The sequence below is a fragment of the Selenomonas ruminantium AC2024 genome (genome assembly GCF_000687995.1).
GTDB classification, from domain to species: domain Bacteria; phylum Bacillota; class Negativicutes; order Selenomonadales; family Selenomonadaceae; genus Selenomonas_A; species Selenomonas_A ruminantium_B.
The window spans coordinates 1438120-1457739 of record NZ_JIAC01000001.1 but is presented as its reverse complement, the minus strand read 5'-3'; the positions used below and the strand labels follow the sequence as shown (position 1 = coordinate 1457739).

General features: G+C 51.3%; 23 protein-coding genes. 2 read left to right on the top strand and 21 right to left on the bottom strand.

The window, feature by feature from the left end:
• Window positions 1-44: 44 nt before the first annotated feature.
• The 7 genes from dhaL to P157_RS0106850 all read right to left on the bottom strand — a co-directional run bounded on the left by dhaL (window position 45) and on the right by P157_RS0106850 (window position 6349).
• Complete coding sequence (dhaL, locus tag P157_RS0106880; protein WP_037354462.1) at window positions 45-692, bottom strand: dihydroxyacetone kinase subunit DhaL; 648 nt, start codon at window positions 690-692, stop codon at window positions 45-47.
• 22 nt (window positions 693-714) lie between these two features.
• Complete coding sequence (locus P157_RS0106875; protein ID WP_026760339.1) at window positions 715-1701, bottom strand: dihydroxyacetone kinase subunit DhaK; 987 nt, start codon at window positions 1699-1701, stop codon at window positions 715-717.
• Between the two features lie 130 nt (window positions 1702-1831).
• The gene (gene cobS, locus P157_RS0106870; RefSeq protein WP_026760338.1) at window positions 1832-2599 is read right to left on the bottom strand and encodes an adenosylcobinamide-GDP ribazoletransferase; all 768 of its coding nucleotides are present in this window, start codon (window positions 2597-2599) and stop codon (window positions 1832-1834) included.
• A gap of 37 nt (window positions 2600-2636) precedes the next feature.
• Window positions 2637-3578 (bottom strand): adenosylcobinamide-phosphate synthase CbiB, encoded by a 942-nt coding sequence (cbiB, locus tag P157_RS0106865; RefSeq protein ID WP_026760337.1) that lies wholly within the window; start codon window positions 3576-3578, stop codon window positions 2637-2639.
• Window positions 3575-5116 (bottom strand): cobyric acid synthase, encoded by a 1542-nt coding sequence (locus P157_RS0106860; protein WP_026760336.1) that lies wholly within the window; start codon window positions 5114-5116, stop codon window positions 3575-3577. The genes cbiB and P157_RS0106860 overlap by 4 nt, the downstream gene beginning before the upstream one ends.
• Before the next feature lie 4 nt (window positions 5117-5120).
• Window positions 5121-5711: a bifunctional adenosylcobinamide kinase/adenosylcobinamide-phosphate guanylyltransferase gene (gene cobU / locus P157_RS0106855; protein WP_026760335.1), complete on the bottom strand. Its 591-nt coding sequence runs from the start codon at window positions 5709-5711 to the stop codon at window positions 5121-5123.
• 2 nt (window positions 5712-5713) lie between these two features.
• Window positions 5714-6349, bottom strand: coding sequence for a precorrin-8X methylmutase (locus P157_RS0106850; protein WP_026760334.1), 636 nt, complete (start codon window positions 6347-6349; stop codon window positions 5714-5716).
• A gap of 143 nt (window positions 6350-6492) precedes the next feature.
• Between P157_RS0106850 and P157_RS0106845 the strand changes: the two genes are divergently transcribed.
• Complete coding sequence (locus tag P157_RS0106845; protein WP_026760333.1) at window positions 6493-6723, top strand: hypothetical protein; 231 nt, start codon at window positions 6493-6495, stop codon at window positions 6721-6723.
• A gap of 96 nt (window positions 6724-6819) precedes the next feature.
• On the opposite strand, the gene cobK is transcribed toward P157_RS0106845, so the two are convergent.
• From cobK to P157_RS0106810, 7 genes are read right to left on the bottom strand one after another with little or no spacing between them, the layout of a single operon-like run.
• Window positions 6820-7581, bottom strand: coding sequence for a precorrin-6A reductase (gene cobK, locus P157_RS0106840; protein ID WP_026760332.1), 762 nt, complete (start codon window positions 7579-7581; stop codon window positions 6820-6822).
• Complete coding sequence (cobJ, locus tag P157_RS0106835; protein WP_026760331.1) at window positions 7578-8333, bottom strand: precorrin-3B C(17)-methyltransferase; 756 nt, start codon at window positions 8331-8333, stop codon at window positions 7578-7580. The genes cobK and cobJ overlap by 4 nt, the downstream gene beginning before the upstream one ends.
• The gene (locus P157_RS0106830) at window positions 8321-9418 is read right to left on the bottom strand and encodes a cobalt-precorrin 5A hydrolase (protein WP_051598532.1); all 1098 of its coding nucleotides are present in this window, start codon (window positions 9416-9418) and stop codon (window positions 8321-8323) included. Before P157_RS0106830 ends, cobJ begins: the two co-directional genes overlap by 13 nt.
• Window positions 9419-9429: 11 nt before the next feature.
• On the bottom strand, window positions 9430-10188 hold the full coding sequence (cobM, locus tag P157_RS0106825; RefSeq protein WP_026760329.1) for a precorrin-4 C(11)-methyltransferase: 759 nt from the start codon (window positions 10186-10188) through the stop codon (window positions 9430-9432).
• Window positions 10189-10222: 34 nt separating this feature from the next.
• Window positions 10223-10801, bottom strand: a complete 579-nt coding sequence (gene cbiT, locus P157_RS0106820) for a precorrin-6Y C5,15-methyltransferase (decarboxylating) subunit CbiT (RefSeq protein ID WP_026760328.1) — start codon at window positions 10799-10801, stop codon at window positions 10223-10225.
• 12 nt (window positions 10802-10813) lie between these two features.
• Window positions 10814-11149 (bottom strand): hypothetical protein, encoded by a 336-nt coding sequence (locus P157_RS0106815; protein WP_026760327.1) that lies wholly within the window; start codon window positions 11147-11149, stop codon window positions 10814-10816.
• 15 nt (window positions 11150-11164) lie between these two features.
• The gene (locus tag P157_RS0106810) at window positions 11165-12691 is read right to left on the bottom strand and encodes a hypothetical protein (RefSeq protein ID WP_026760326.1); all 1527 of its coding nucleotides are present in this window, start codon (window positions 12689-12691) and stop codon (window positions 11165-11167) included.
• A 171-nt stretch (window positions 12692-12862) separates the two neighbouring features.
• Between P157_RS0106810 and P157_RS0106805 the strand changes: the two genes are divergently transcribed.
• Complete coding sequence (locus P157_RS0106805) at window positions 12863-14026, top strand: MFS transporter (RefSeq protein ID WP_026760325.1); 1164 nt, start codon at window positions 12863-12865, stop codon at window positions 14024-14026.
• 42 nt (window positions 14027-14068) lie between these two features.
• Here P157_RS0106805 and pyrR read toward each other — a convergent pair whose 3' ends face one another.
• The 7 genes from pyrR to P157_RS0106770 all read right to left on the bottom strand — a co-directional run bounded on the left by pyrR (window position 14069) and on the right by P157_RS0106770 (window position 19611).
• Window positions 14069-14617 carry a bifunctional pyr operon transcriptional regulator/uracil phosphoribosyltransferase PyrR gene (gene pyrR / locus P157_RS0106800; RefSeq protein ID WP_037354445.1) on the bottom strand — a complete coding sequence of 183 codons (549 nt, stop codon included), beginning with the start codon at window positions 14615-14617 and terminating at the stop codon, window positions 14069-14071.
• 15 nt (window positions 14618-14632) lie between these two features.
• Window positions 14633-15571, bottom strand: coding sequence for an RluA family pseudouridine synthase (locus P157_RS0106795; RefSeq protein WP_026760323.1), 939 nt, complete (start codon window positions 15569-15571; stop codon window positions 14633-14635).
• Window positions 15564-16007: a signal peptidase II gene (gene lspA, locus P157_RS0106790; RefSeq protein WP_026760322.1), complete on the bottom strand. Its 444-nt coding sequence runs from the start codon at window positions 16005-16007 to the stop codon at window positions 15564-15566. Before lspA ends, P157_RS0106795 begins: the two co-directional genes overlap by 8 nt.
• 6 nt (window positions 16008-16013) lie before the next feature.
• Entirely contained in the window at window positions 16014-16643 is a 630-nt protein-coding gene (locus P157_RS14055) for a DivIVA domain-containing protein (RefSeq protein ID WP_037354443.1), read from the bottom strand.
• A gap of 119 nt (window positions 16644-16762) precedes the next feature.
• Window positions 16763-18088, bottom strand: a complete 1326-nt coding sequence (locus P157_RS0106780) for an RNA-binding domain-containing protein (protein ID WP_026760321.1) — start codon at window positions 18086-18088, stop codon at window positions 16763-16765.
• A 94-nt stretch (window positions 18089-18182) separates the two neighbouring features.
• Window positions 18183-18689, bottom strand: a complete 507-nt coding sequence (locus P157_RS0106775) for a hypothetical protein (protein WP_051598531.1) — start codon at window positions 18687-18689, stop codon at window positions 18183-18185.
• 1 nt (window position 18690) lies between these two features.
• Complete coding sequence (locus tag P157_RS0106770) at window positions 18691-19611, bottom strand: AAA family ATPase (protein ID WP_026760319.1); 921 nt, start codon at window positions 19609-19611, stop codon at window positions 18691-18693.
• Window positions 19612-19620: the final 9 nt, after the last annotated feature.

The window sequence follows — 19620 nt, the reverse complement described above, 5'->3', positions numbered from 1 at the left end:
CCAAATAAAAACGACCTGCCTACTGACAGGTCGTAATCCATAACTCAATCCACATCCCGCTCCACTGCCACTTTATGCATGGCCTGAAGCATCAACATAATGGTGGTGGCACCAGGGTCCTGATGGCCAATGCTGCGGGAGCCCAGATAAGATGCTCTTCCCTTGTTAGCCTGAATGGTTTTCGTGTAGAGCACACCATTTTCAGCTGCTTCCGCACCGGCTGCCAAAACCTCCGGCAGGCTGCCGCCCTTCCCCACAGCTTTCTGCATGGCTCTGCCCGCCGGGAACATGGCATCTAACATGGTCTTATCCCCTTCACTGCTCTTGCCCAGCAAAGAGACGCCCATGGTACCTGCATCGAAGGCCATCGCCCAATCAGCGGGGGTAAGAACAGTCTTGCCCATACTGGCCATCCCTGCCCGCAGGAAAAACGTGCCAAACAGCGGGCCAGCGGAGCCGCCGATTTCATTGATACAGCGCATCCCCACCTGATGAAAGATTTCCCCCAGCTGTTCATTATCTGCTGCCAGCTTCGGCAGTTCCTGTAAGACAATGCGGGAAAATCTGGCCATATTTGTACCGTGGTCGCCATCGCCGATGGCGTTATCCAGACGGTTCAGCTCCTCCTCATGCTCAATGATATCCCGGCAGATGGTCTCCAGAGCTGCTAACATATATTCTTTTCCGAACATACAGCATATCCTCCTTCGTCCGTCAACGCCTGATAATGGGCGTTTCCGCCGCCATGTCATAAAGAGCTTTCAAATGGGGGTCAAGCCGCATCAGGCTGATGGAAAAACCACCCATTTCCATCGATGTCATGTAATTGCCAATCATGGTATCGTAAATCTTTATGCCCGCATCCCCCAAATACTGATGAACACAGTCATTGACCACATAGAGCTCCATGGGAGGTGTTCCACCCAACCCATTAATGAGCACCACCACTTCACTGTTCTCGTAGTTACAATCGAGCAGGATGAGGTCCAGCATCTGATGCACCGTCTCTTTGACCGTCATCATACTGCAGCGCAAAACACCCGGCTCGCCATGCAGGCCCATACCGATTTCCATTTCCTGCTCGCCCAGCTCAAAGCTGGGTTCCCCGTCAGCGGGAATGATACAGGGACGACAAGCCACGCCAATGGTCCGCATACCGGAAGCCGCCCACTCAGCCACTTCTTTTACCCGGTAAAGGTCAGAACCAAGTTCCGCCTCAGCCCCGGCAATTTTCATCACCAGCACCACACCGGCCAAACCTCTGCGACCCACGGATTTATTTTTCTGGGTGGCCACATCATCGGCTATAATCACCGACTCCACCGCAATATTTTCCATCTGCGCCATTTCCATGGCCATGCGGAAATTCAGCACATCTCCGGTATAGTTCACAATCAGGCAGAGCACGCCCGCCTCGTTTTGAACTTCCTTAATGCCCTTAAGAATCATATCCGGGGTTGGGGAAGAAAAAATCTTGCCCGGGATACCTGCGTCGAGCATGCCATATCCCACATAACCGTTCGGTGCCGGTTCATGACCACTGCCACAGCCAAAGACCAAAGCCACTCTATCCTTTTTCAAATTCTGCCTGACCATAACATTGCAGTCCGGCAATTGACGAAGAATATTCGGTTTGGACAAAGCCAGTCCCCGGTTGACCTCAGCTTCCAAATTGTCCGGTCTATTGATGAACTTCTTCACGCTCTCACTTCCTTGCTTACATCAGACAGAATTTTATGAACATCCACGTTAAAAAAGCAGAAAATAATCCCATCTCACGATTCTTATTCGTGCCAGAGCAGATTATTTCCTGCTAAATAAAAATATTTTATTAACGCCACAAAATATGCAAGCCGCCGGGAATCCAGGAAGTGCCCCAGAATACCAGCAGCACCACCGTTTCCGTCAGGGTTTCGATAGCGCCATAGGTGTCACCAGTAAGTCCGCCGAGCTTATACGTCAGCCATTTGGCCACGAGCCATGCAAAGCCCAAGCCAATCAGAAGCGCTGCAATGGCGGCCTGTCCCCAGGGAACCACAAAGACCAGCGTGACTGCCGCCGCCAGCAGCACCGTTTCTCTGTCGGCCATTTCCGCAAAGATTTTGCCCATGCCCTCCTTGCGAGCATAAGGGAAGAAAGCAATCGCCATCACCATGGCCATGCGGCCGATAATGGGCATGACGAAAAGTGCCGTCATAATGAGCACCAGCTTCACATCCCGCAGAGCCGACCAATTGACCAAAAAGAGGCATACCAAGGCAAGCACGCCGAAGGAACCCACCCGGCTGTCCTTCATGATTTCCAGCTGCCGCTCCCGTTCCCGTCCGGAAAAGACACCATCCACAGTATCCATAAAACCATCCAGCATCAGACCGCCCGTGAGCAGCACCGGCAAAATCACCAGCAAGGTCGTGACAAGATTGGCCCAGCCAAAGACGGCAATCAAGCACCAGGAAGCCAGCATATAAATAAGACCTAAGATAAGCCCCACCAAAGGAAAGAACTTCGTACTGCGGCCGAAGTCTTCCGCCGTTAAATCCATTTGGTTCTTCAGATGAATCCGCGTCAGGAATTGCAGGGCCGTAATAAATGATTTCATCAAACAGCATCCTCTCTTGTGATTTTTATCACACCTATCATAACCCAAACATGGCGTAACAGATAATGATAAACATCACAGTTGCCGTGTACATCAGGCGGATTGCGCCCATAATATGCTTGATGCCCAAAGTTTCCAACGGCTCACCCATATACTCGCGGAAATGCTGCTGGCCAAAGTAAGAGTTATAGCCTCCCAAACGCACATGGAGGGCACCGGCCACCGTAGCTTCCGCATAGCCGCCATTCGGGCTGGGATGTTTTTTCGCATCGCGGAGCATCATGCGATAGGCAAATTTGTAATCGTAGCCCAGAATCCAGGCCGCAAAGACAAAGAGCACCGCCGTGATGCGGGCAGGGATATAATTCAGCACATCATCGAGCCGCGCCGCCGCCCGGCCAAAGTAAAGATACTTATCGTTCTTGTAGCCAATCATGGAATCCATGGTGTTAGCCGCCCGATAGACCATAGCCAGTGGCACGCCTCCCAGAACAAAGAAGAACAGGGGCGCGATAATGCCGTCCGTGGTGTTCTCCGCAATGGTTTCCACCGTTGCCCGCGCGATTTCCGGTTCGTCGAGCTTGTCCGTGTCGCGGCCTACAATCCAGCCCACCTTCCGGCGGGCTTCTGCCATATCCCCCGCCAGCAGCAGACCATAAAGTTCCTTGCCCGCCTTGGCCAGACTCTTGGGCGAAATGGCAAAGGACAGCATGACTGCGCCCACCGCCGTACTGCCAAAGCTCCAAGGGATTTTGTATGACAAGAGCATAATACCTTCCGCCACAGCATAGGTCAGCCAGAGAACCAGCAGCACCAGCACTGCACCCCAGGCAAATTTGCGGCTGTCCTTATCCTCCGGATGATAAAAGAGGCGTTCCCAAAAGGAAATCATCTTCCCCATCAGCACCACAGGATGCCAGGAGCTTTTGGGGTCACCGATAATACAATCCAGCAGAAAGGCCAAAATTCCCGTCATCATGGGCGCTCACCCATAATTTCAGCCAGTTTTTCCATATCGAGGCTGGCACGTACCACACTGGCCAGACGGTTATAGGCCCGCTCCTTTTCCTGACGCACACTGCGTTGGATGGGCAGGTCGCCAAGCCCCTTGCGGGCACGCAGGGCGTTTAGAATCTGCCGCCGGAAATCGTCATGGTCAAAGATGCCATGAATGTAGGTGCCGGTCACCTGACCCTGACCGTCAATTTGACATGTCAAACCTTCGGCAATATTGACGCTTTCATTTGACCGGTCAATTATTTGGAAGGGGTGAGCGGGCGCACCATCAAACTTCGTTTCCCCTGTATGAATCTCGTAGCCATAAAGGCCTTTGCCTGTAATCTCGCGGCCCAGGAAGTTCAGCTGTACACAGTCAGCCTGTACCTGACTGGTGAGTTTTTCGGCCGCAAAGGTGGTTTCCATGGGCAGATACCCCAAGCCCGCCACTTCATCGTTAGCCGATTCCGTATGCAGCGGGTCCGCAATCTTTTGGCCCAGCATCTGATAGCCACCGCAAATGCCCCAGAGCGGCGTGCCGCCCGCAACTTTTTCGCGGATGACTTCTTCGAGCCCACATTCCCGCAGATGGAGCAAATCCTCCGTGGTATTCTTAGAACCGGGCAGCAGAATCAAATCCGGCTCGCCCAAGTCTTCCACGCGCTTCACATAATAAAGGGAAACATCCGGCTCTGCCGCCAGACTGTCAAAGTCCGTGAAGTTGGAAATCTTCGGCGTCTGGATTACAGCGATATGCAAATCAGCCTGCGGCTGGTCCTGTTCCACCACTTTATCATCCAGCGAAACGGAATCCTCATCATCAATGCCCATATCCTCAATATGCGGCACAATGCCCAGCACTGGCTTGCCAGTCTTCTGCTCCAAAAAATCCACGGCAGGCGTCAGCAAGGTCACATCCCCGCGGAACTTGTTGATGATAAGTCCTTTGACCAAAGCCCGCTCGTCCTCGTCCAAGAGTTCCAGTGTACCCACGAGCGATGCCAGGGCTCCGCCTCGGTCAATATCGGCAATCAAGAGCACCGGCGCATTTAAGTGCTTGGCTACCCGCATATTGACGATATCGTTGGCCTTGAGATTGACTTCTGCCGGACTGCCGGCCCCTTCGATGACCAGCGTATCAAAATTTTTCTGCAGCCGCTCTAAAGCCTCGGTCACAGCGCCAAAGGCTTTCAATGAATAGCCCTTGTGGTATTCGCGGGCACTCATATTGCCAATGGCCTTGCCATTAAGTACCACCTGCGAGCAGGAATTGCCCGTGGGTTTTAATAGCACTGGATTCATATCGACCATGGGTTCGAGTCCTGCCGCTTCGGCCTGCGCCACCTGTGCGCGGCCCATTTCCTTGCCGTCTTTGGTCACATAAGAATTGAGCGCCATATTCTGCGCCTTGAACGGCACGACCTTGCGCCCTTCCTGATGAAAAATGCGGCACAAGGCTGTGGTGATAATGCTTTTGCCCACATGAGAGCTCGTGCCCATCAGCATAATGGAGTTTGCCATTTGTTTATCCGTCCTTTTCCTGCATAAGGCAGGCATTGAGTTTTTTGATATTAACGGGAATCCCCGCGATAACGGCGTATACATCGTCCGCGGCCGCGGCAACCCGCTGATTGCTCAGCCCGCTGGCATCCCGATAGAGCCGGGACAGTTTGTTTTCCGGCACAATCCCGGCGCCCACTTCATTGGTGACAAAAATCGTGGAAGTCCCCTGCTCAGCAGCTGCCTGCGCCGCCCGCACCAAGACGCCCATCTGTTTCTCAACAATCTGATAAGCCACTTCATCGTTTAATTCATCATAGAGGATTCTGCACAGATGATTGCTGAGATACAGCGTAAGACAGTCAAAGAGCAATACTTTATGCGACTTTGCCGCTTCGGCAATCGCTTTTTCCGCCTCAAACGGGGCTTCCCAGGTCTGCCAGGAGGATGGGCGCCGCTCACGGTGCAGCTTGACCCGATAGCGCATTTCCTCATCGTAAATCTGCGCCGTGGCAATATAGCCGATAGATGTGCCCATCTCCGCCGCCAGTTTTTCCGCAAAAGCAGATTTTCCCGAACGCGCGCCGCCGGTGACTAAGATAATTTTCCCTGCCATAATCAGCCTCTGTCGTTGTTGATGAGGTACATCATGGCATTAACCGCCGCTGCCGCAATGGGGCTGCCGCCTTTCGTGCCTTCAACGGTAATGAAGGGCACCGTTTCCTGCTTCGCAAGTTCCGCCTTGGAATCAGCCGCACCCACAAAACCTACGGGAATACCCACGATGCAGGCGGGACGCAGATTTTCTTCTTCCACCTGACGCAGAACTTCAAAGAGAGCCGTGGGCGCATTGCCGATGGCAATGATGGCACCATTCATCTCCTGACCAAACTTGCGCATGGCTGCCATCGAGCGGGTAATGCCCTGCTCTTTGGCTGTCTTTGCCACTTCCTCATCGGCAATCAGGCAATGCACCTGCCCGCCGAAGGACGCGAGCTTGCGCTTGTTGATGCCCGTACGCACCATTTCCACATCGGTGTAAATATCACAACCGCCCTTTAAGGCTGTCATCGCCTGCTCAATGGCATCCGCAGACATCTTAATGATAGGCGCATAGTCCACATCACCTGCCGCATGAATGAGCCGGGAATAAACCTTCACCTGCTCTGGGCTGAGATTCAGCCCCTCCAAATGCGGCGCAATAATTTCCATACTGCGATTTTCTATCTCCATAGGCTGCTTAATAAAATCCATAATCGTCACCTCATCTTCTCTATCATACATTGTATATATTATCACATTTATCCTGCTTACGCACCCTGCAGATATATTCAAGGCACGTTCAAGTTACATGTATACACACATACATCTTTTATAATATTTTTGAATGTGATCTAATGTTTTCGATGATTGTACATTGCGGATGTACAGTTGCCAAAGGCGAATCGCTGATTGGTGTTGCCCTCGCCGGCATCATCGTTGTTTCGGTTACGAGCGGCGGCAGTGACAGTCCGTTGGCGCTCGTCGGCAAGGATTTTGCCGATACGGCTGAATTCTTAGGCCTTATCGTATTCCTCGTAACGCTGGCCATCTTCGGCAAGACGGTACTCGGCAATAAAAACAACTAAAACCTGAATCTTTACGCTGCTGCGCAGACTCCCTGCGCAGCAGTTTTTTATTGCAAAAAAATAATCCCTGCCTGTGACAGGAATTATTTCTCTGTATCATTGCTTGGCAAAGGCCAAAACCTCTGCATAGTCATGGGTTATACACGGATAATTTAACTTTGGCCTATCAATAAGCACAATGGGCAGATTAAGTTCAGCCGCAGCGGCAAATTTCGTATCCGTACCGCCAATGGTGCCGCTGTTTTTGGTGATGATAACTTCCGCCCCATACTTGTGGAACAGCTCCCGATTAAGCTCCTGGGAAAACGGTCCCTGCAGCGCTACAATATGACCGGCATCCAATCCCAGCGATTCACATAAACCGATAACCTCGGCAGTGGGCAGGACCCTTGCCGTGAGTTCGCAGTCCCTTAAGTCCGGACTGTGCACGAATTTATCCAGATTGCGGCTGCCGGTGGTGAGGAATATCTTTGTCCCCAACGCTGCTGCTGCCTGCGCCGCTTCTTCATAGCTGTGCACCACGGTAATCCTGTCGTAATCGAGTTTTGACAAGTCACGCTCGTAGCGGATATAGGGGATGGACAGAGCCTGACAGACCGCTATGGCATTGCGGCTCACATTGGCCGCATAGGGATGGCTGGCATCCACAAGCAGGCGGATGTCATGCTCCTGCAGATAATCCTTGAGCGCCGCTTCATCCAGCGGCTTATCGTTAATCAGGCATCTCTGCCCGCAGGCATGGGCCAGCAGTTCTCCGCCGTAGCTGCTCACCACGGAAGCTGCCACATCATGGCCCTGTTCCAGCAGGAGCCTGACGATTTCCCGGCCGTCCTGGGTGCCTGCCAGCACGAAAATCATAAGCCCGGCTCCTTATTGCCATAACCGCGGGGCGTAATCATATAGCCGTCCTTCACATAGGTCATGGAGTTGCCGATGATGACCAGCGAGAACATATTGATTTCCTGCTTGGTGAAGTCCTCCAGCGTGGAGATAATCTTGCCCTCACCCTCGCGGCTGGCAGCCGTCACGATGCCCACCGGCGTATCAGACTTGCGGTGCTGCAGCATGATTTCGCGCACCCGCTCGATATTTTCCACCCGCTTCTTGCTCTTGGGGTTGTAAAGTGCCGTAACAAAATCTCCCTGTGCGGCCATTTCAATGCGCTTCTCAATGGTCTCCCAAGGCGTCAGCAAATCCGACAGGCTGATGACGGCAAAGTCGTGCATCAAAGGCGCGCCCAATACAGAGGCTGCCGCATTGACGGCAGACACGCCGGCAATCACGCCGCCAAATTCCGGACGTTTATCCTCCGGCTGCTGCAATACCAATTCCAAGACCAAACCTGCCATGCCGTAGACGCCGGCATCACCGCTGGATACCACTACGGTATCACGGCCTTCTGCCGCCTCAGCCACGGCCATTTTGCAGCGGTCGATTTCCTGCATCATGGCCGTGCCGATAACCTTGCGGTCCCCTAAGAGTTCCTCAATCAGCTTGATATAGGTATTGTAACCGGCGATTACCTCTGCAGACTCAATGGCCTGCCGTGCCCGCGGGGTCATGTCCAAGAGGCTGCCCGGGCCAATGCCTACAACTGTTATTTTTCCCATAATAAAGCCACCGTCACCTTTTCAAAATTCGTTTTCCGCAAGGCCAGTCTGCCGCCCTTATCACCAACGGAGCAATAAGCGGCCGCTTCGCAGACGTTGCCAATGCCGATATTTTCCTTGACGAAGTCCGACTCTTCGAGCTGATGGACTTCAATCATCTTTTCCATCTTATCGTTGTCGTAGAATTTTACGGGACGCACCAGACTGTCACCCGCATAGACGATACCTGCCTCGTGTTTCTTCACGATGGTACTGGCCAGCTCGTCGATAAAGGAGCGGTCGCGACCAATCATGCGGCAGGCCGTATCCAAAGCGGACATCACCAGCGCCGCAGGCGTTCCTCTGCGGCAGCCTACCCCGGCAATGAGCCTGCGCGGCGTAAGGCAGAGAATGTTCTTCGGCAAATCCGCCAGTTCCGGCAGCTGCCTTTCCCCAATAATCACAACTTCCAGCTGCTCCTTTTCCTCAGGGAGTACAGCCAGCAGCTGACTGGGCACGCATAAGTCTGCCCACTGCCCATACTGCTCCAGTTTCCGCTTGTAAAAGACGCTATGGGGCAGCGTTCGGTCAATGCGCCAGTGGAGCTTCCGCCCTTCCAACAGACCCGCATTCATGGTCTTAATGCGCACTTTCGGCCAGGGGCGCAGTCCCAAACGGGTAGCCAGCGCATCTGGAGCCAGCTTTTCATTGATGTCCGTAGCCGTGGTAATCACCGCACCGGCACCAATGGCCTGACAAATCTGACGGGTTAGTTCGTTGGCGCCGCCGACATGGCCGGACAACAGGCTGATGCCGTGCTTGCCCTGTTCGTCAAAGACAACCACTGCAGGGTCCGTAAGCTTGTCCTGCAGCAAGGGTGCAATGGTGCGCACCACAATGCCCGTAGCCATGACGAAAATCAGTCCTTCATAGGCCTGAAAATTCTTTGTCACAGCCTCACTGAGCTTGCCAAAGGTATGCACCTGCATTTTTTTCTTGGCGTCCTCATTCGGCACCAGCTTTTCGCTGACGTAGATGTCCACATATTCATCCAGGCAATGTCTTATGGTTTGAGCGAGCTGCAAGCCCTGCTCCGTAATCGCCATACAAGCTAATCTCATTCTTTCACAGCCTTTCGGAACATATGGGAGAACTCCGGCGCATAAAGACGGGACAAATCGTAATCCGCTCCGAGGCAATGGCTCACCACAATCATGGCCGTGCGGTCGATATCCTTGCCCTCAATGTCCTTGACAATGGTTTCAAGAGTGCCCCGCACGATTTTCTGCTCGGGCCAAGAAGCCCGCTGCACGATAGCAATGGGGGTATCTGCCGGATAACCGCCCGCCATGAGTTCTTCCACCACCTTGTCGAGCATCGTGATGGACAGGTAAATGCACATGGTGGACTGATGCTGGGCCAGACTGCGGAGCTTTTCCTTGTCCGGCACCGGCGTACGGCCCTCGTTGCGCGTGATGATGACCGTCTGGCTGATGCCCGGCAGGGTGTATTCCTGCTGCAGGGCTGCCGCCGTGGCAAAGCAGGAGCTTACCCCCGGCACAATGTCAAACTCGATGTTCTTCTTGCGGAAGGCATCCATCTGTTCCTGAATGGCACCATAAACGGAGGGGTCGCCTGTGTGGAGGCGCACCGTCATCTTGCCCTCTTTTTCCGCCTGTTCAATGGTTGCCACCACTTCATCCAGCGTCATGGAAGCGGAGTTATGAATCTGCGCATCCTCGCGGCAGTATTCCAACAACTTCGGATTCACCAATGACCCGGCGTAAATAACCACATCTGCTTCTTTCAGGTAATTGGCCCCTTTGACCGTAATCAGTTCCGGGTCACCCGGGCCTGCTCCCACAATATGTACCATCCTTATTCCTTCTCTCACAAAAATTCAAGTTTCTTTACTTTTTCCAACAGGTGACAATGTAAATCGGATTGTTGGCTTTGGCCATATCGTATGTTCCCACCTGCTGCAAGCGCGTTACCTGCACCTGAATGGCCTCGTAGATGTACGTATCCGAATGCTCCCGCATGAACTCAATGCACTGCATCAACGTCTGCACCGTGATGCAGTTGAGCACCAGACGGCCGGATGCCTTGAGCTTTGGCGTTACTTCTGTCAAAATTTCCTGCAGATTGCCGCCGCTGCCGCCAATCAGAATCGCATCTGCCTCGGGCAGGTCAGCCAGTCCTTCGGGAGCTTCGGCCTGAATCACCGTCACGTTTTTCACCGCAAAATTGGCTACATTGGCGCGGATGAGGCCAATCCCCTCACTGCTGCGCTCAATGGCATAAACCTGCCCCTGCGGTGCCAGCCTTGCCGCCTCAATGGAAATGGAGCCGGTACCTGCACCGATATCATAAACCACCGCATCCGGAGCAATCTGTGCCTTCACCAGGCTCAAAATCCGGATTTCCTGTTTCGTCATGGGCACATCCTGACGAATGAATTCCTCATCTGCAATGCCAAGAAAATCCATGCCAACCCCTCCTTATCTGCCTAAAAAGAGACGCAGCACGAGCCATATCGCCACGCCCACGCCCAACAACACCACGATTACCGGCAGAGCCACGAAGAACAGGAAGCCCAGCACAGCCACCGCGCCCACCAGCATCAAAAGCCGCTGCCAGCCTCCGGGGCCGAGCAGCAGTTCCCGCCAGCTAAAGGTGCGCACCGTAAAGACCTGACCAAAATTTCCCGCACGGTGATGAAAACCGCCGGCAGACTGACGGGACTGGCTCTCGCCGCCCTCTTCAATCGTTACACCGTCATAATTATCGCTTTCATTTGGGGACATCACCCGGACTTTGCTTTCATCCTGTTCCATGACTCTCACCTCGTTTTATCCATAATAAAGACTCTTGATAAAGGCCTCTTCCGTCAAATAGCGGGGGTCAAACATCCCGCAATCCAATGTCTCAAAAATCCGCTTCATCGCAGCCCAGACCGATTCGCTGTCGATGCCCAAGAGCTCGTAAATCTCCGACTGGCCGGACAAGTCCACGCCATTTATCTGCGCAAACTTCAACAGCAGCGCCGTAATCAGAATATCGTCGGTCTTATCCAAAGCCGCCACCGTCATATAATCCGTAAAGAATTTGACCAGCAGTCCAATTTCAAACTTGCTGAAGCCCACATGCTTGGCCACTCGCCGCAGTAAATCAATGTCCGCCTTGAAATTGTCTGCCACCTCGGGATTATCCGGCAGAGGCTGCATCACATGACGGCTCTTGAGCACGTTGAGCTGTGCATAACCGGCTAAAATCTGCAAGGTATGACGTACCACACCTGCATGACGGGCAAAGAAATCCTTCAGCTCCGCCTGCGGGCTCTGAAACTTGAACAGCTCATACTGCCGTAAAATCACATCCCGCATCCGCTGCTGCAGCTTGCGGCTAGCCGTCAATGTCGTGATGTAATTGAGCAGCATCACCCCATGGGAATGAATATGTCCATAGAGAATGCAGTTGTTATAATTGCCCAGCGCCAATTCCGGCACCGGCAGTTCAAAATTCTCGCCCGTGAAGAAGTTACGGCAGCTGACAAAGTCCTCAGCCACCGCTTCAATGCGAAACACGGTGAACCGAGAACGCAGTAAATCCCGCAAGATATCCTGCTCCGAGGTCGAGAGCTTGTCCCGCTCGTGCTCATAATAATGGCGCAGGGGAATAGCATCCGAGCCAATGAGATGATAATCGAACAGGAAAAAATCCCAGAAGCCGAACCAAAAATTACGCCGTTCCTCTTCCGGCAAGGCCTCCTGTCCATCATACTCCGGCCCGGCATACATCACGACCGCCCGGTCCATATCACGGCGGAAAGAAGGCTGTTTATAATAATCATCAATCCGGTGCAAAAGTTCATCGAGCATCTTGTTGAGGCGCTGCATGGTTTCCGCAGGCACTTCCTCCATATGCTCCAGAGAACTGTAGAACTCGTCACCATCCCGCCTGTCCGGCAGGAAGAAATAGCCGCCTTCATAAAGGGAATCCTTGGCCGCCTGCAAGCCCTGCCGGTAATCGTCAGTCTTACAGGTGCGCTGAAGATATTCATAGAATTTATCCGCTGCCGCGAAGAACTTAATGATATCCGCCTCCGCCAACATAAAATCCGCCCGGTCGTTGGCGTAACGATAAATGAGTTCCTGATAATCGTACACCGTCAGCGAGACAAACGAATAGAGATTCAGCTGGTCAACATAATTGATGAGCAGGGAAATAATGCTCCAAATGCGCTTGAGCTCATCATCATCAGCTCCATGCCAGGCATTGCGGCGCAAATATGCCTCCACAGTCTCCTGTGGCACAATCTGCCCGGCAGCATTATTTTCTTCATAAAAATGTTCGACCAGCGAATATACATTATCCATACAACCGGAACCTCTACAATTCATAAATTAACAAAGTACATTATAACATAACATAAGCTATTGTTCAAAATGAAATGGGCCGCCAAACGTAACCTTGTAAAATCAAAAATTGCTTGTCACGATAAAACTTGTTACAATATAAATTATCGATTCCAAAGGAGCATTCCCACCATGAATAAAAAATATCTCTATATGCTGTCAGCCGGACACCTCAGTGTTGATATCAACTCGGGTTCCCTGCCGGCACTATTGCCCTTCTTCGTCAGCGAATACGGCATGGACTACACCTCCATTGCGGGGCTGATGTTCGCCTCCTCCTTCCTGTCCTCCATCATCCAGCCCCTGTTCGGTTGGCTGGCGGACAAGGGTTCCCGCCAGTGGTTTATGGTCTTAGGCGTGCTGATGGCAGGCCTTTCCCTAGGCGTTACAGGTTTTGTCACCAACTATTGGAGCATCTTTGCCGCCGTCACCCTCATGGGTATCGGCAGTTCCATCTTCCATCCGGAAGCCGCCCGCAACGTCAACGCCATTGCCGGAAAGAAAAAGGGACAGGGCATGAGCATCTTCAGCGTTGGCGGCAACGGCGGATTCGGCCTCGGCCCGCTTCTGGCCGTCTTTCTCGTCACCACCTTCGGCATGAAAGGCACAGCCTTTTACGCCATCGCCTCCCTGTTCACCGCCGCCATGATTGCTCTGGCTGCACCGGCCATCCGTCGGGAATCCGCTCGGCAATTAGCCGCCGTGACCAAAAAAGCGACAGACAATCCCATTCCACGCGAAAACGATTGGCGGGCCTTCTCCCGGCTCTTCCTCGTCATCGTCTTCCGCTCCACCCTCTTTACGGCCATCAGCAGCTTCCTGCCCCTGTTCTGCATTCAGGTGCTCGGCGCCAGCCATGCCGTGGGCAGTGCAACGCTTTCCATCATCTCCATTGCCGGTGTGCTGGCTACCTTGGTCGGCGGCTTGCTCGCTGACCGCAAGGGCTATGTCCGCACCATGCGCTATGGTGCCTGCCTGTTGGTGCCCTGTCTTGCCGTCATCGTCTTTACCCAGAACATCTGGGCCGTCTATGCCATGCTGATTCCCATGAGCTTTGCCATGCAGGGCCCCTACGCCGCCTTTGTGGTGCTTGGTCAAAGCTATCTGGCTAAGAGCCTCGGCTTTGCTTCCGGCGTAACTCTGGGCCTCTCCTTCAGCCTTGGCGGCATCATCGTGCCCTCCCTCGGCTGGTACGCTGACAGCTACGGCATTGCCGCAGTGATGCTGGTCATCCTCGCCATCTCCATCTGCTGCGCCGCCGCCACCTTCCTGCTGCCGGAACCGAAAAAAGCATAAGAAAAATCCCTGACCCGTCAATTGACATGTCAGGGATTTTTCTTATTCCTTTATTTCTCTTAGCATGACCTGCTCGGCTTCATCCGTAGACTGCAGCTGCACGCTGATGGCTTCTTTGGAAGATGTGGGTACGTTCTTGCCCACGAAGTCGGCGCGGATGGGCAGTTCCCGATGGCCGCGGTCAATGAGCACCGCAAGCTGAATGGTCTTGGGACGGCCGTTGTCGATAATCGCATCCAAAGCCGCACGGATGGTACGCCCCGTGTAGAGCACATCATCCACGAGCACTACGGTCTTGCCTGTGATGTCCACCGGCAGTTCCGTAGGCCGTACAATGGGCTGATAGGCCAGTGTTGACAAGTCATCCCGATAAAGGGTGATGTCCAGCACGCCCACCGGCGGCTTTTGCCCTTCGATTTTCTCGATATTAGCCGCTAGACGCTCCGCAATGGGAACGCCCCGGGTACGAATGCCCACCAGAACGATATTTTCCACGCCCTTGTTCTTCTCCACAATCTCATGGGAGATACGGGTCAGCGCCCGGCGGATGCCTTCGCTATCCATCAGGACGGTCTTATCGGTAAATTCCATCTTCCTCGCCTCCTGTTATTGCTGCGCCTTCATGCGCTTGTTGCGCAGGCCGGTCAAAATCTTTTCCATATCACTGGGCACAGGTGCCGTAAAAGTCATTTCCTCTTTGGTCACGGGATGAGTCAGCGTCAGCTGCAAAGAATGCAGGGCCTGTCCCTGAATGGCAAAGGGCGAAGACTTCTTCGGCCCATACTTGGGGTCATTGACCAAAGGATGACCAATACTGGTCATATGAACGCGAATCTGATGGGTACGCCCCGTTTCCAGCTTGCACTCCACCAAAGTATATTCGCCGAACCGCTCGAGCACCTTGAAATGCGTTACCGCAGGCTTGCCATTTTCCCGCACAATAGCCATCTTCTTGCGGTCGGTGGGATGACGGCCAATATCGCCCTTGATAATGCCCGCTTCTTCCTTGATGTTGCCGTGAACAATGGCCCAATAGGTGCGGTGCGCCGTCTTTGTGCGAATCTGCTCAGCCAAGTCCAAATGGGCCGTGTCATTTTTCGCACAGACCATGACACCGGAAGTGTCCTTATCCAGACGATGGACAATGCCGGGACGGATTTCCCCATTGATGCCGGATAAATCCTGGCAATGATGAAGCAGCGCGTTGACCAACGTGCCGCTGTATACCCCCGAAGCCGGATGCACGACCATGCCCCGAGCCTTGTTCACCACAATGATGTCCTTATCCTCATAGAGAATGTCCAGCGGAATATCCTCGGGCGCAGCGGTGATGGGCTCCGCCTCGGGAACCGACACCTGCACTTCCTCCGTGCCCCGCAATTTATAATTGGCCTTGCGCTGAGCACCATCCACCAGCACCATTCCCTGTTCAATGAGTTTTTGCACATGGGAACGAGAAAGCTCCGGACAGTGTTCCACCACGAACACATCCAGACGCTGTCCCTTTACCTCTGCCTTAAATACCATAGGTTCCATATTATTCATCCGTTTCCTTTTCCTTGTAGAGAATGGCATAAATCATGCTGATAACCCCCAGCACAATGGCAATATCCGCAATGTTGAACACCGGCCATACCCGGAAGTCAAAAAAGTCAATGACCAGCCCGCTGCGCACCCGGTCAATCAGATTGCTGACCGCCCCGGACAGCAATGCCACGCAGCCATAATGAAAGTAAGCACAATGCTGTTTCAGCTTAGGGTAATAAAAACAAAACACCGCAATCATTGCTGCGCCGGCCAGAATAAAGAACCAGCTTTGATGGGGCAGTATGCCGAAAGCCGCCCCGGGATTCAGGACATAGGTGATATGAAAGAAATTTTTGATGACGGGAACACTCTCTCCCGGCGTCATCGTTAGCGTGACTAAGCCTTTTACCAACTGGTCTAACACCAGCAGTACAAAAAACAATCCCCCTGCCAATGTACCTTAGTCCTCCTGCTTCTCCTCGTCAGACTCTTCCTCGCCGAGTTCCTTGGCCTCATAGGGAACAGCCTGATGCTCGGACAATGCCTTCTGCAGAGCCTCTGCCTGCGTGCCCATAGCCTTCTTTTCGCGCTCTTCCTTCTCTGGGTCAGGCAGCTCGGAAAGGGTTTCGTTGATGATGGCCAGTTCCGATTCCATGGTAATCTTGACCTTACGCAGGAAGTTATTCTTTTCGCGTACCAGGCGGTCGTACTCCGCTACAATCACCTGTGCTTTGGCCTTGGCATCTTCGATGATTTTGGCCGCATTCATTTCCGCTTCCTGAATCTTGTTCTGACATTCCTTAGCGGTGTTTTCGCGGGTTTCCTCGGCGTTCTTCCGGGCGTTGCTGGTTACTTCCTCCGCCGTCTTCTGGGCCACGAGCAGCGTATCCTTCAGATTCTGTTCCAACTGATGATACTGCTCATTATCCTTCTGCGCCCGGGCCAAATCTTCCTTCAGACGGTCATTTTCCCGGAAGAGCTTTTCATAATCGTTTACTACTTTATCAAGGAAATCGTCAATCTCATCCTCGTTATAACCGCGGAAGCTGCGCTTGAAATCCTTGTTGTGTATGTCCATTGGTGTAAGCAAAATGATTATCCCCTATCTGTATGGCGGAACTCCGCCAGTTTTCTTATATTACTAAAATATACTATCATATTTCCACCTAAAATGCCACTTTGAGCGTGGAATCTAATGCAATTCTAATATCATTTGCACCGATAGCGTGTATTCTTGCCATTGCCCACTCGTTGAATTCTGCCTTCATCCAACAGTTTCCGCAAAATATTCACCGTTTTAGTCAGGGAAAAACCTAATTCTGACTGCAACTTCTTGCGACTGTCCAAACCTGCGGCTATCAACTGATAAACGCCTTCATCAGCCGCTATTTCAGTTGTATACTCCTGCCGTTCATCTTGTACAACATCCTCAGCGATTACAGGATGATCCCACTCAGCATGAAGATTCGGCAAAATCACCTTAACAGCATTATCCGACACCAAAAACTGTGGTTTTTCCTCACATTCCGCATAATCGGTCAGAATACGCCGCACACCTGTACCAAATGCCTCAACATAGTGCAGGCGATAAAATATTTCTGCTAGTTTTGGATTGCGTGGAATGGATACGCCCAACATCATATCGTTATAAGTCACGCCTTCTGCGAGTCCTCCTAAAGACAAAATTTCAATCCTATCCTCATAAACGCTCACCAGAATGCTGCCACTGAACCCATAATCACGATGCACAAACGCATTGAATATCGCTTCACGTAAAGATTCCACCGGATAATCCCGGCTGTCCAAACGCTTCATGCCCCGAATCTCTGAATGCAGGGCATTATGGAAGTCCAGATATTCAATTACCTGATTGACTTGTAATAACAACGAACCAGAAAATTCCCGTCGGTCACGGAAAACCACCTGTTTCTTTCCGGAAAAAATCGCCACCTTCACCGTATGCTGACACTGATCGGATAAGAGCAGCCCCAAATTCGTATACAAGCCATCCTTGCTGACAATACGCAGGGTACGACGCTCTGCCTCACCAAAGGGCACACCAGCTTCCTGCAAGAAACGTTCTGTCTCCTTAAAAGTCAATTCCTGTTCCAATGAGCGCTCCTGCTCATAATGAAAATCTCCGGCTTCACGAATCATCTTCCGAATCTGTGACTCCGCTGCCGGTAAACTAACCGGTCCACGCCGTACATACACACCTTCTGGACGAATTCCTTTGCCCTTCAGGTAGTAAGGACAATCCGTCCCCCGCTGAACCTGCAGACGAATAACGTCCTTATCTTCTATCACCGTTCTATCACATGATAGAAACATCATCACATCCGGTTGTATTCCATCACGGCATAAACTTATAACACGCTTCTGTACATCATCTACATCTGCCACGCCTACGACTGTACCATCATCCTCAATTCCGACATAAATACAGCCGCCGTCCGTATTAGCAAAAGCAACCACCGCCTTGCGGATACTATCCGTATACTCACGCTTAAATTCCGTGTTGCTGTTTTCTATCATGCTATCACCTTCTTTAAGGATATTCTATCATCATTCTATCATATCGTCAATAAAAGAAGACAGACCAACATCGATCTGCCTTCTGCACCATCTCTTATATTAGCATCATAGGAAACTGTGTATACTGCGCATTCCACTCGGCAACACTAAGTACCTCTACTGAATCTATCAAGCATTCTGCTACTGCGGTCTGCTGCTGCAGGAGAAACGGAAGTCTTGCAGCCACCAGTTCACGAACTCTGCGCCGCAAGAAACCATCCCCTTTTGCACATTCGAGGACATAAATATATTTCTTCTTTTTATGTACACCACGTTGAAGCGCCTGTAAAAACAGCAAGCTATCGTAATATTTACGCGCCACATTATTTATTTTTTTATCTTCTGTGGGCTTAAAAGCTGCCGGATTGGCTGCATTAGGCAAATTGGCATTCTTATACTCTACCAACAAAATAGTATCTTCTATTTCAGCAACAAAATCAACATCATGCAAAATACTCAGTTTTGCCTGATGAAAAATCGAATTTAACTGGTCAGTAGCCCATAAAGCCTTGGAAAAATCTATTCTGCAGGAATGATTTTCGTCAACAAATACCTTTGACACTTCAATCACCTACCTGCAAACCATAAACTTCATCCAAAAGTTTATTATAAGCATCCATAATAGCATTATGGTGTAAATCGGCAAAATATTCCTTTGTCTCACAATGCACATCCTCATTCTCTCTATATAAAGAATGGTACATAACATTGTCGGCTTGTTTTCTGCGCACATCAAAATACTTAGCAAAGAGATAATTATGGGTGCTGACAAAAATCTGCACATTATGACGCGCAAGTTCCAGCAAGCACTCCACTACCACTGGCAAATATTCCGGGTTTAGATTTGCTTCCGGCTCATCCCATAACAGGATACTATTCTCTGTAATATTTTCATTCATCAACAACTGCCAAAACAGACCAATTTTCTTCAGCCCTTCTGCTTCAACTGCGAAATTCACAAGAGTTCCGTCATGTTTCCTTATAAAAAACTCATCATTTTCAATTTCAACAGTCCCATCCATGATTTCTTCCAACTTAGGCAGAATACTCAAAGCGAGCTGCGGCGGTTCTTTCAATGTCCATTGATTAGCCAGACGAATAATATCAGTTAATGTCCTGTCAAACGGAAATTCCCGATACTTTTCTTCCATGGAAAGCAAGCCTTTAGCATGAGTCAGCATATCCTTAACAGGGATAAACACGGCCTTAATTTCCTTGTCGTCCTTTACAAATTCTAAATGCACAGTTGACTTCTCTTTACCTTTGTTCGTTTGCAAAAGAACACTATTCCCTCCACGCTTAAAATATTCTATAACAGGAATTTTATTATCGTTCATACTAACAATATTGGCATAAACGGCTTTCATTAATTGTGTCTTACCAACACCATTCTTACCCACAAATATGTTTATTCCCAAACTTGAAGTTACCTCGGCATGCTTAAATATTACAAAATCATCTAAATTTATTCTGCTTATTGGCATTTTTATCAC

Coding starts and splice junctions, on each gene's coding strand:
- cobU (WP_026760335.1), bottom strand. CDS start 5,711: ATGGCAGGGAAAATTATCTTAGTCACCGGCGGCGCGCGTTCGGGAAAA.
- P157_RS0106830 (WP_051598532.1), bottom strand. CDS start 9,418: ATGGCGATTACGGAGCAGGGCTTGCAGCTCGCTCAAACCATAAGACAT.
- cobK (WP_026760332.1), bottom strand. CDS start 7,581: ATGATTTTCGTGCTGGCAGGCACCCAGGACGGCCGGGAAATCGTCAGG.
- P157_RS0106810 (WP_026760326.1), bottom strand. CDS start 12,691: ATGGATAATGTATATTCGCTGGTCGAACATTTTTATGAAGAAAATAAT.
- P157_RS0106780 (WP_026760321.1), bottom strand. CDS start 18,088: ATGATAGAAAACAGCAACACGGAATTTAAGCGTGAGTATACGGATAGT.
- P157_RS0106860 (WP_026760336.1), bottom strand. CDS start 5,116: ATGGCAAACTCCATTATGCTGATGGGCACGAGCTCTCATGTGGGCAAA.
- cbiT (WP_026760328.1), bottom strand. CDS start 10,801: ATGGATTTTCTTGGCATTGCAGATGAGGAATTCATTCGTCAGGATGTG.
- P157_RS0106850 (WP_026760334.1), bottom strand. CDS start 6,349: ATGGATTTTATTAAGCAGCCTATGGAGATAGAAAATCGCAGTATGGAA.
- pyrR (WP_037354445.1), bottom strand. CDS start 14,617: ATGGAATTTACCGATAAGACCGTCCTGATGGATAGCGAAGGCATCCGC.
- cobJ (WP_026760331.1), bottom strand. CDS start 8,333: ATGGGAAAAATAACAGTTGTAGGCATTGGCCCGGGCAGCCTCTTGGAC.
- cobS (WP_026760338.1), bottom strand. CDS start 2,599: ATGAAATCATTTATTACGGCCCTGCAATTCCTGACGCGGATTCATCTG.
- cbiB (WP_026760337.1), bottom strand. CDS start 3,578: ATGATGACGGGAATTTTGGCCTTTCTGCTGGATTGTATTATCGGTGAC.
- P157_RS0106795 (WP_026760323.1), bottom strand. CDS start 15,571: ATGAATAATATGGAACCTATGGTATTTAAGGCAGAGGTAAAGGGACAG.
- dhaL (WP_037354462.1), bottom strand. CDS start 692: ATGTTCGGAAAAGAATATATGTTAGCAGCTCTGGAGACCATCTGCCGG.
- P157_RS0106815 (WP_026760327.1), bottom strand. CDS start 11,149: ATGGAACAGGATGAAAGCAAAGTCCGGGTGATGTCCCCAAATGAAAGC.
- P157_RS0106845 (WP_026760333.1), top strand. CDS start 6,493: ATGTTTTCGATGATTGTACATTGCGGATGTACAGTTGCCAAAGGCGAA.
- P157_RS0106805 (WP_026760325.1), top strand. CDS start 12,863: ATGAATAAAAAATATCTCTATATGCTGTCAGCCGGACACCTCAGTGTT.
- cobM (WP_026760329.1), bottom strand. CDS start 10,188: ATGGTACATATTGTGGGAGCAGGCCCGGGTGACCCGGAACTGATTACG.
- P157_RS0106770 (WP_026760319.1), bottom strand. CDS start 19,611: ATGCCAATAAGCAGAATAAATTTAGATGATTTTGTAATATTTAAGCAT.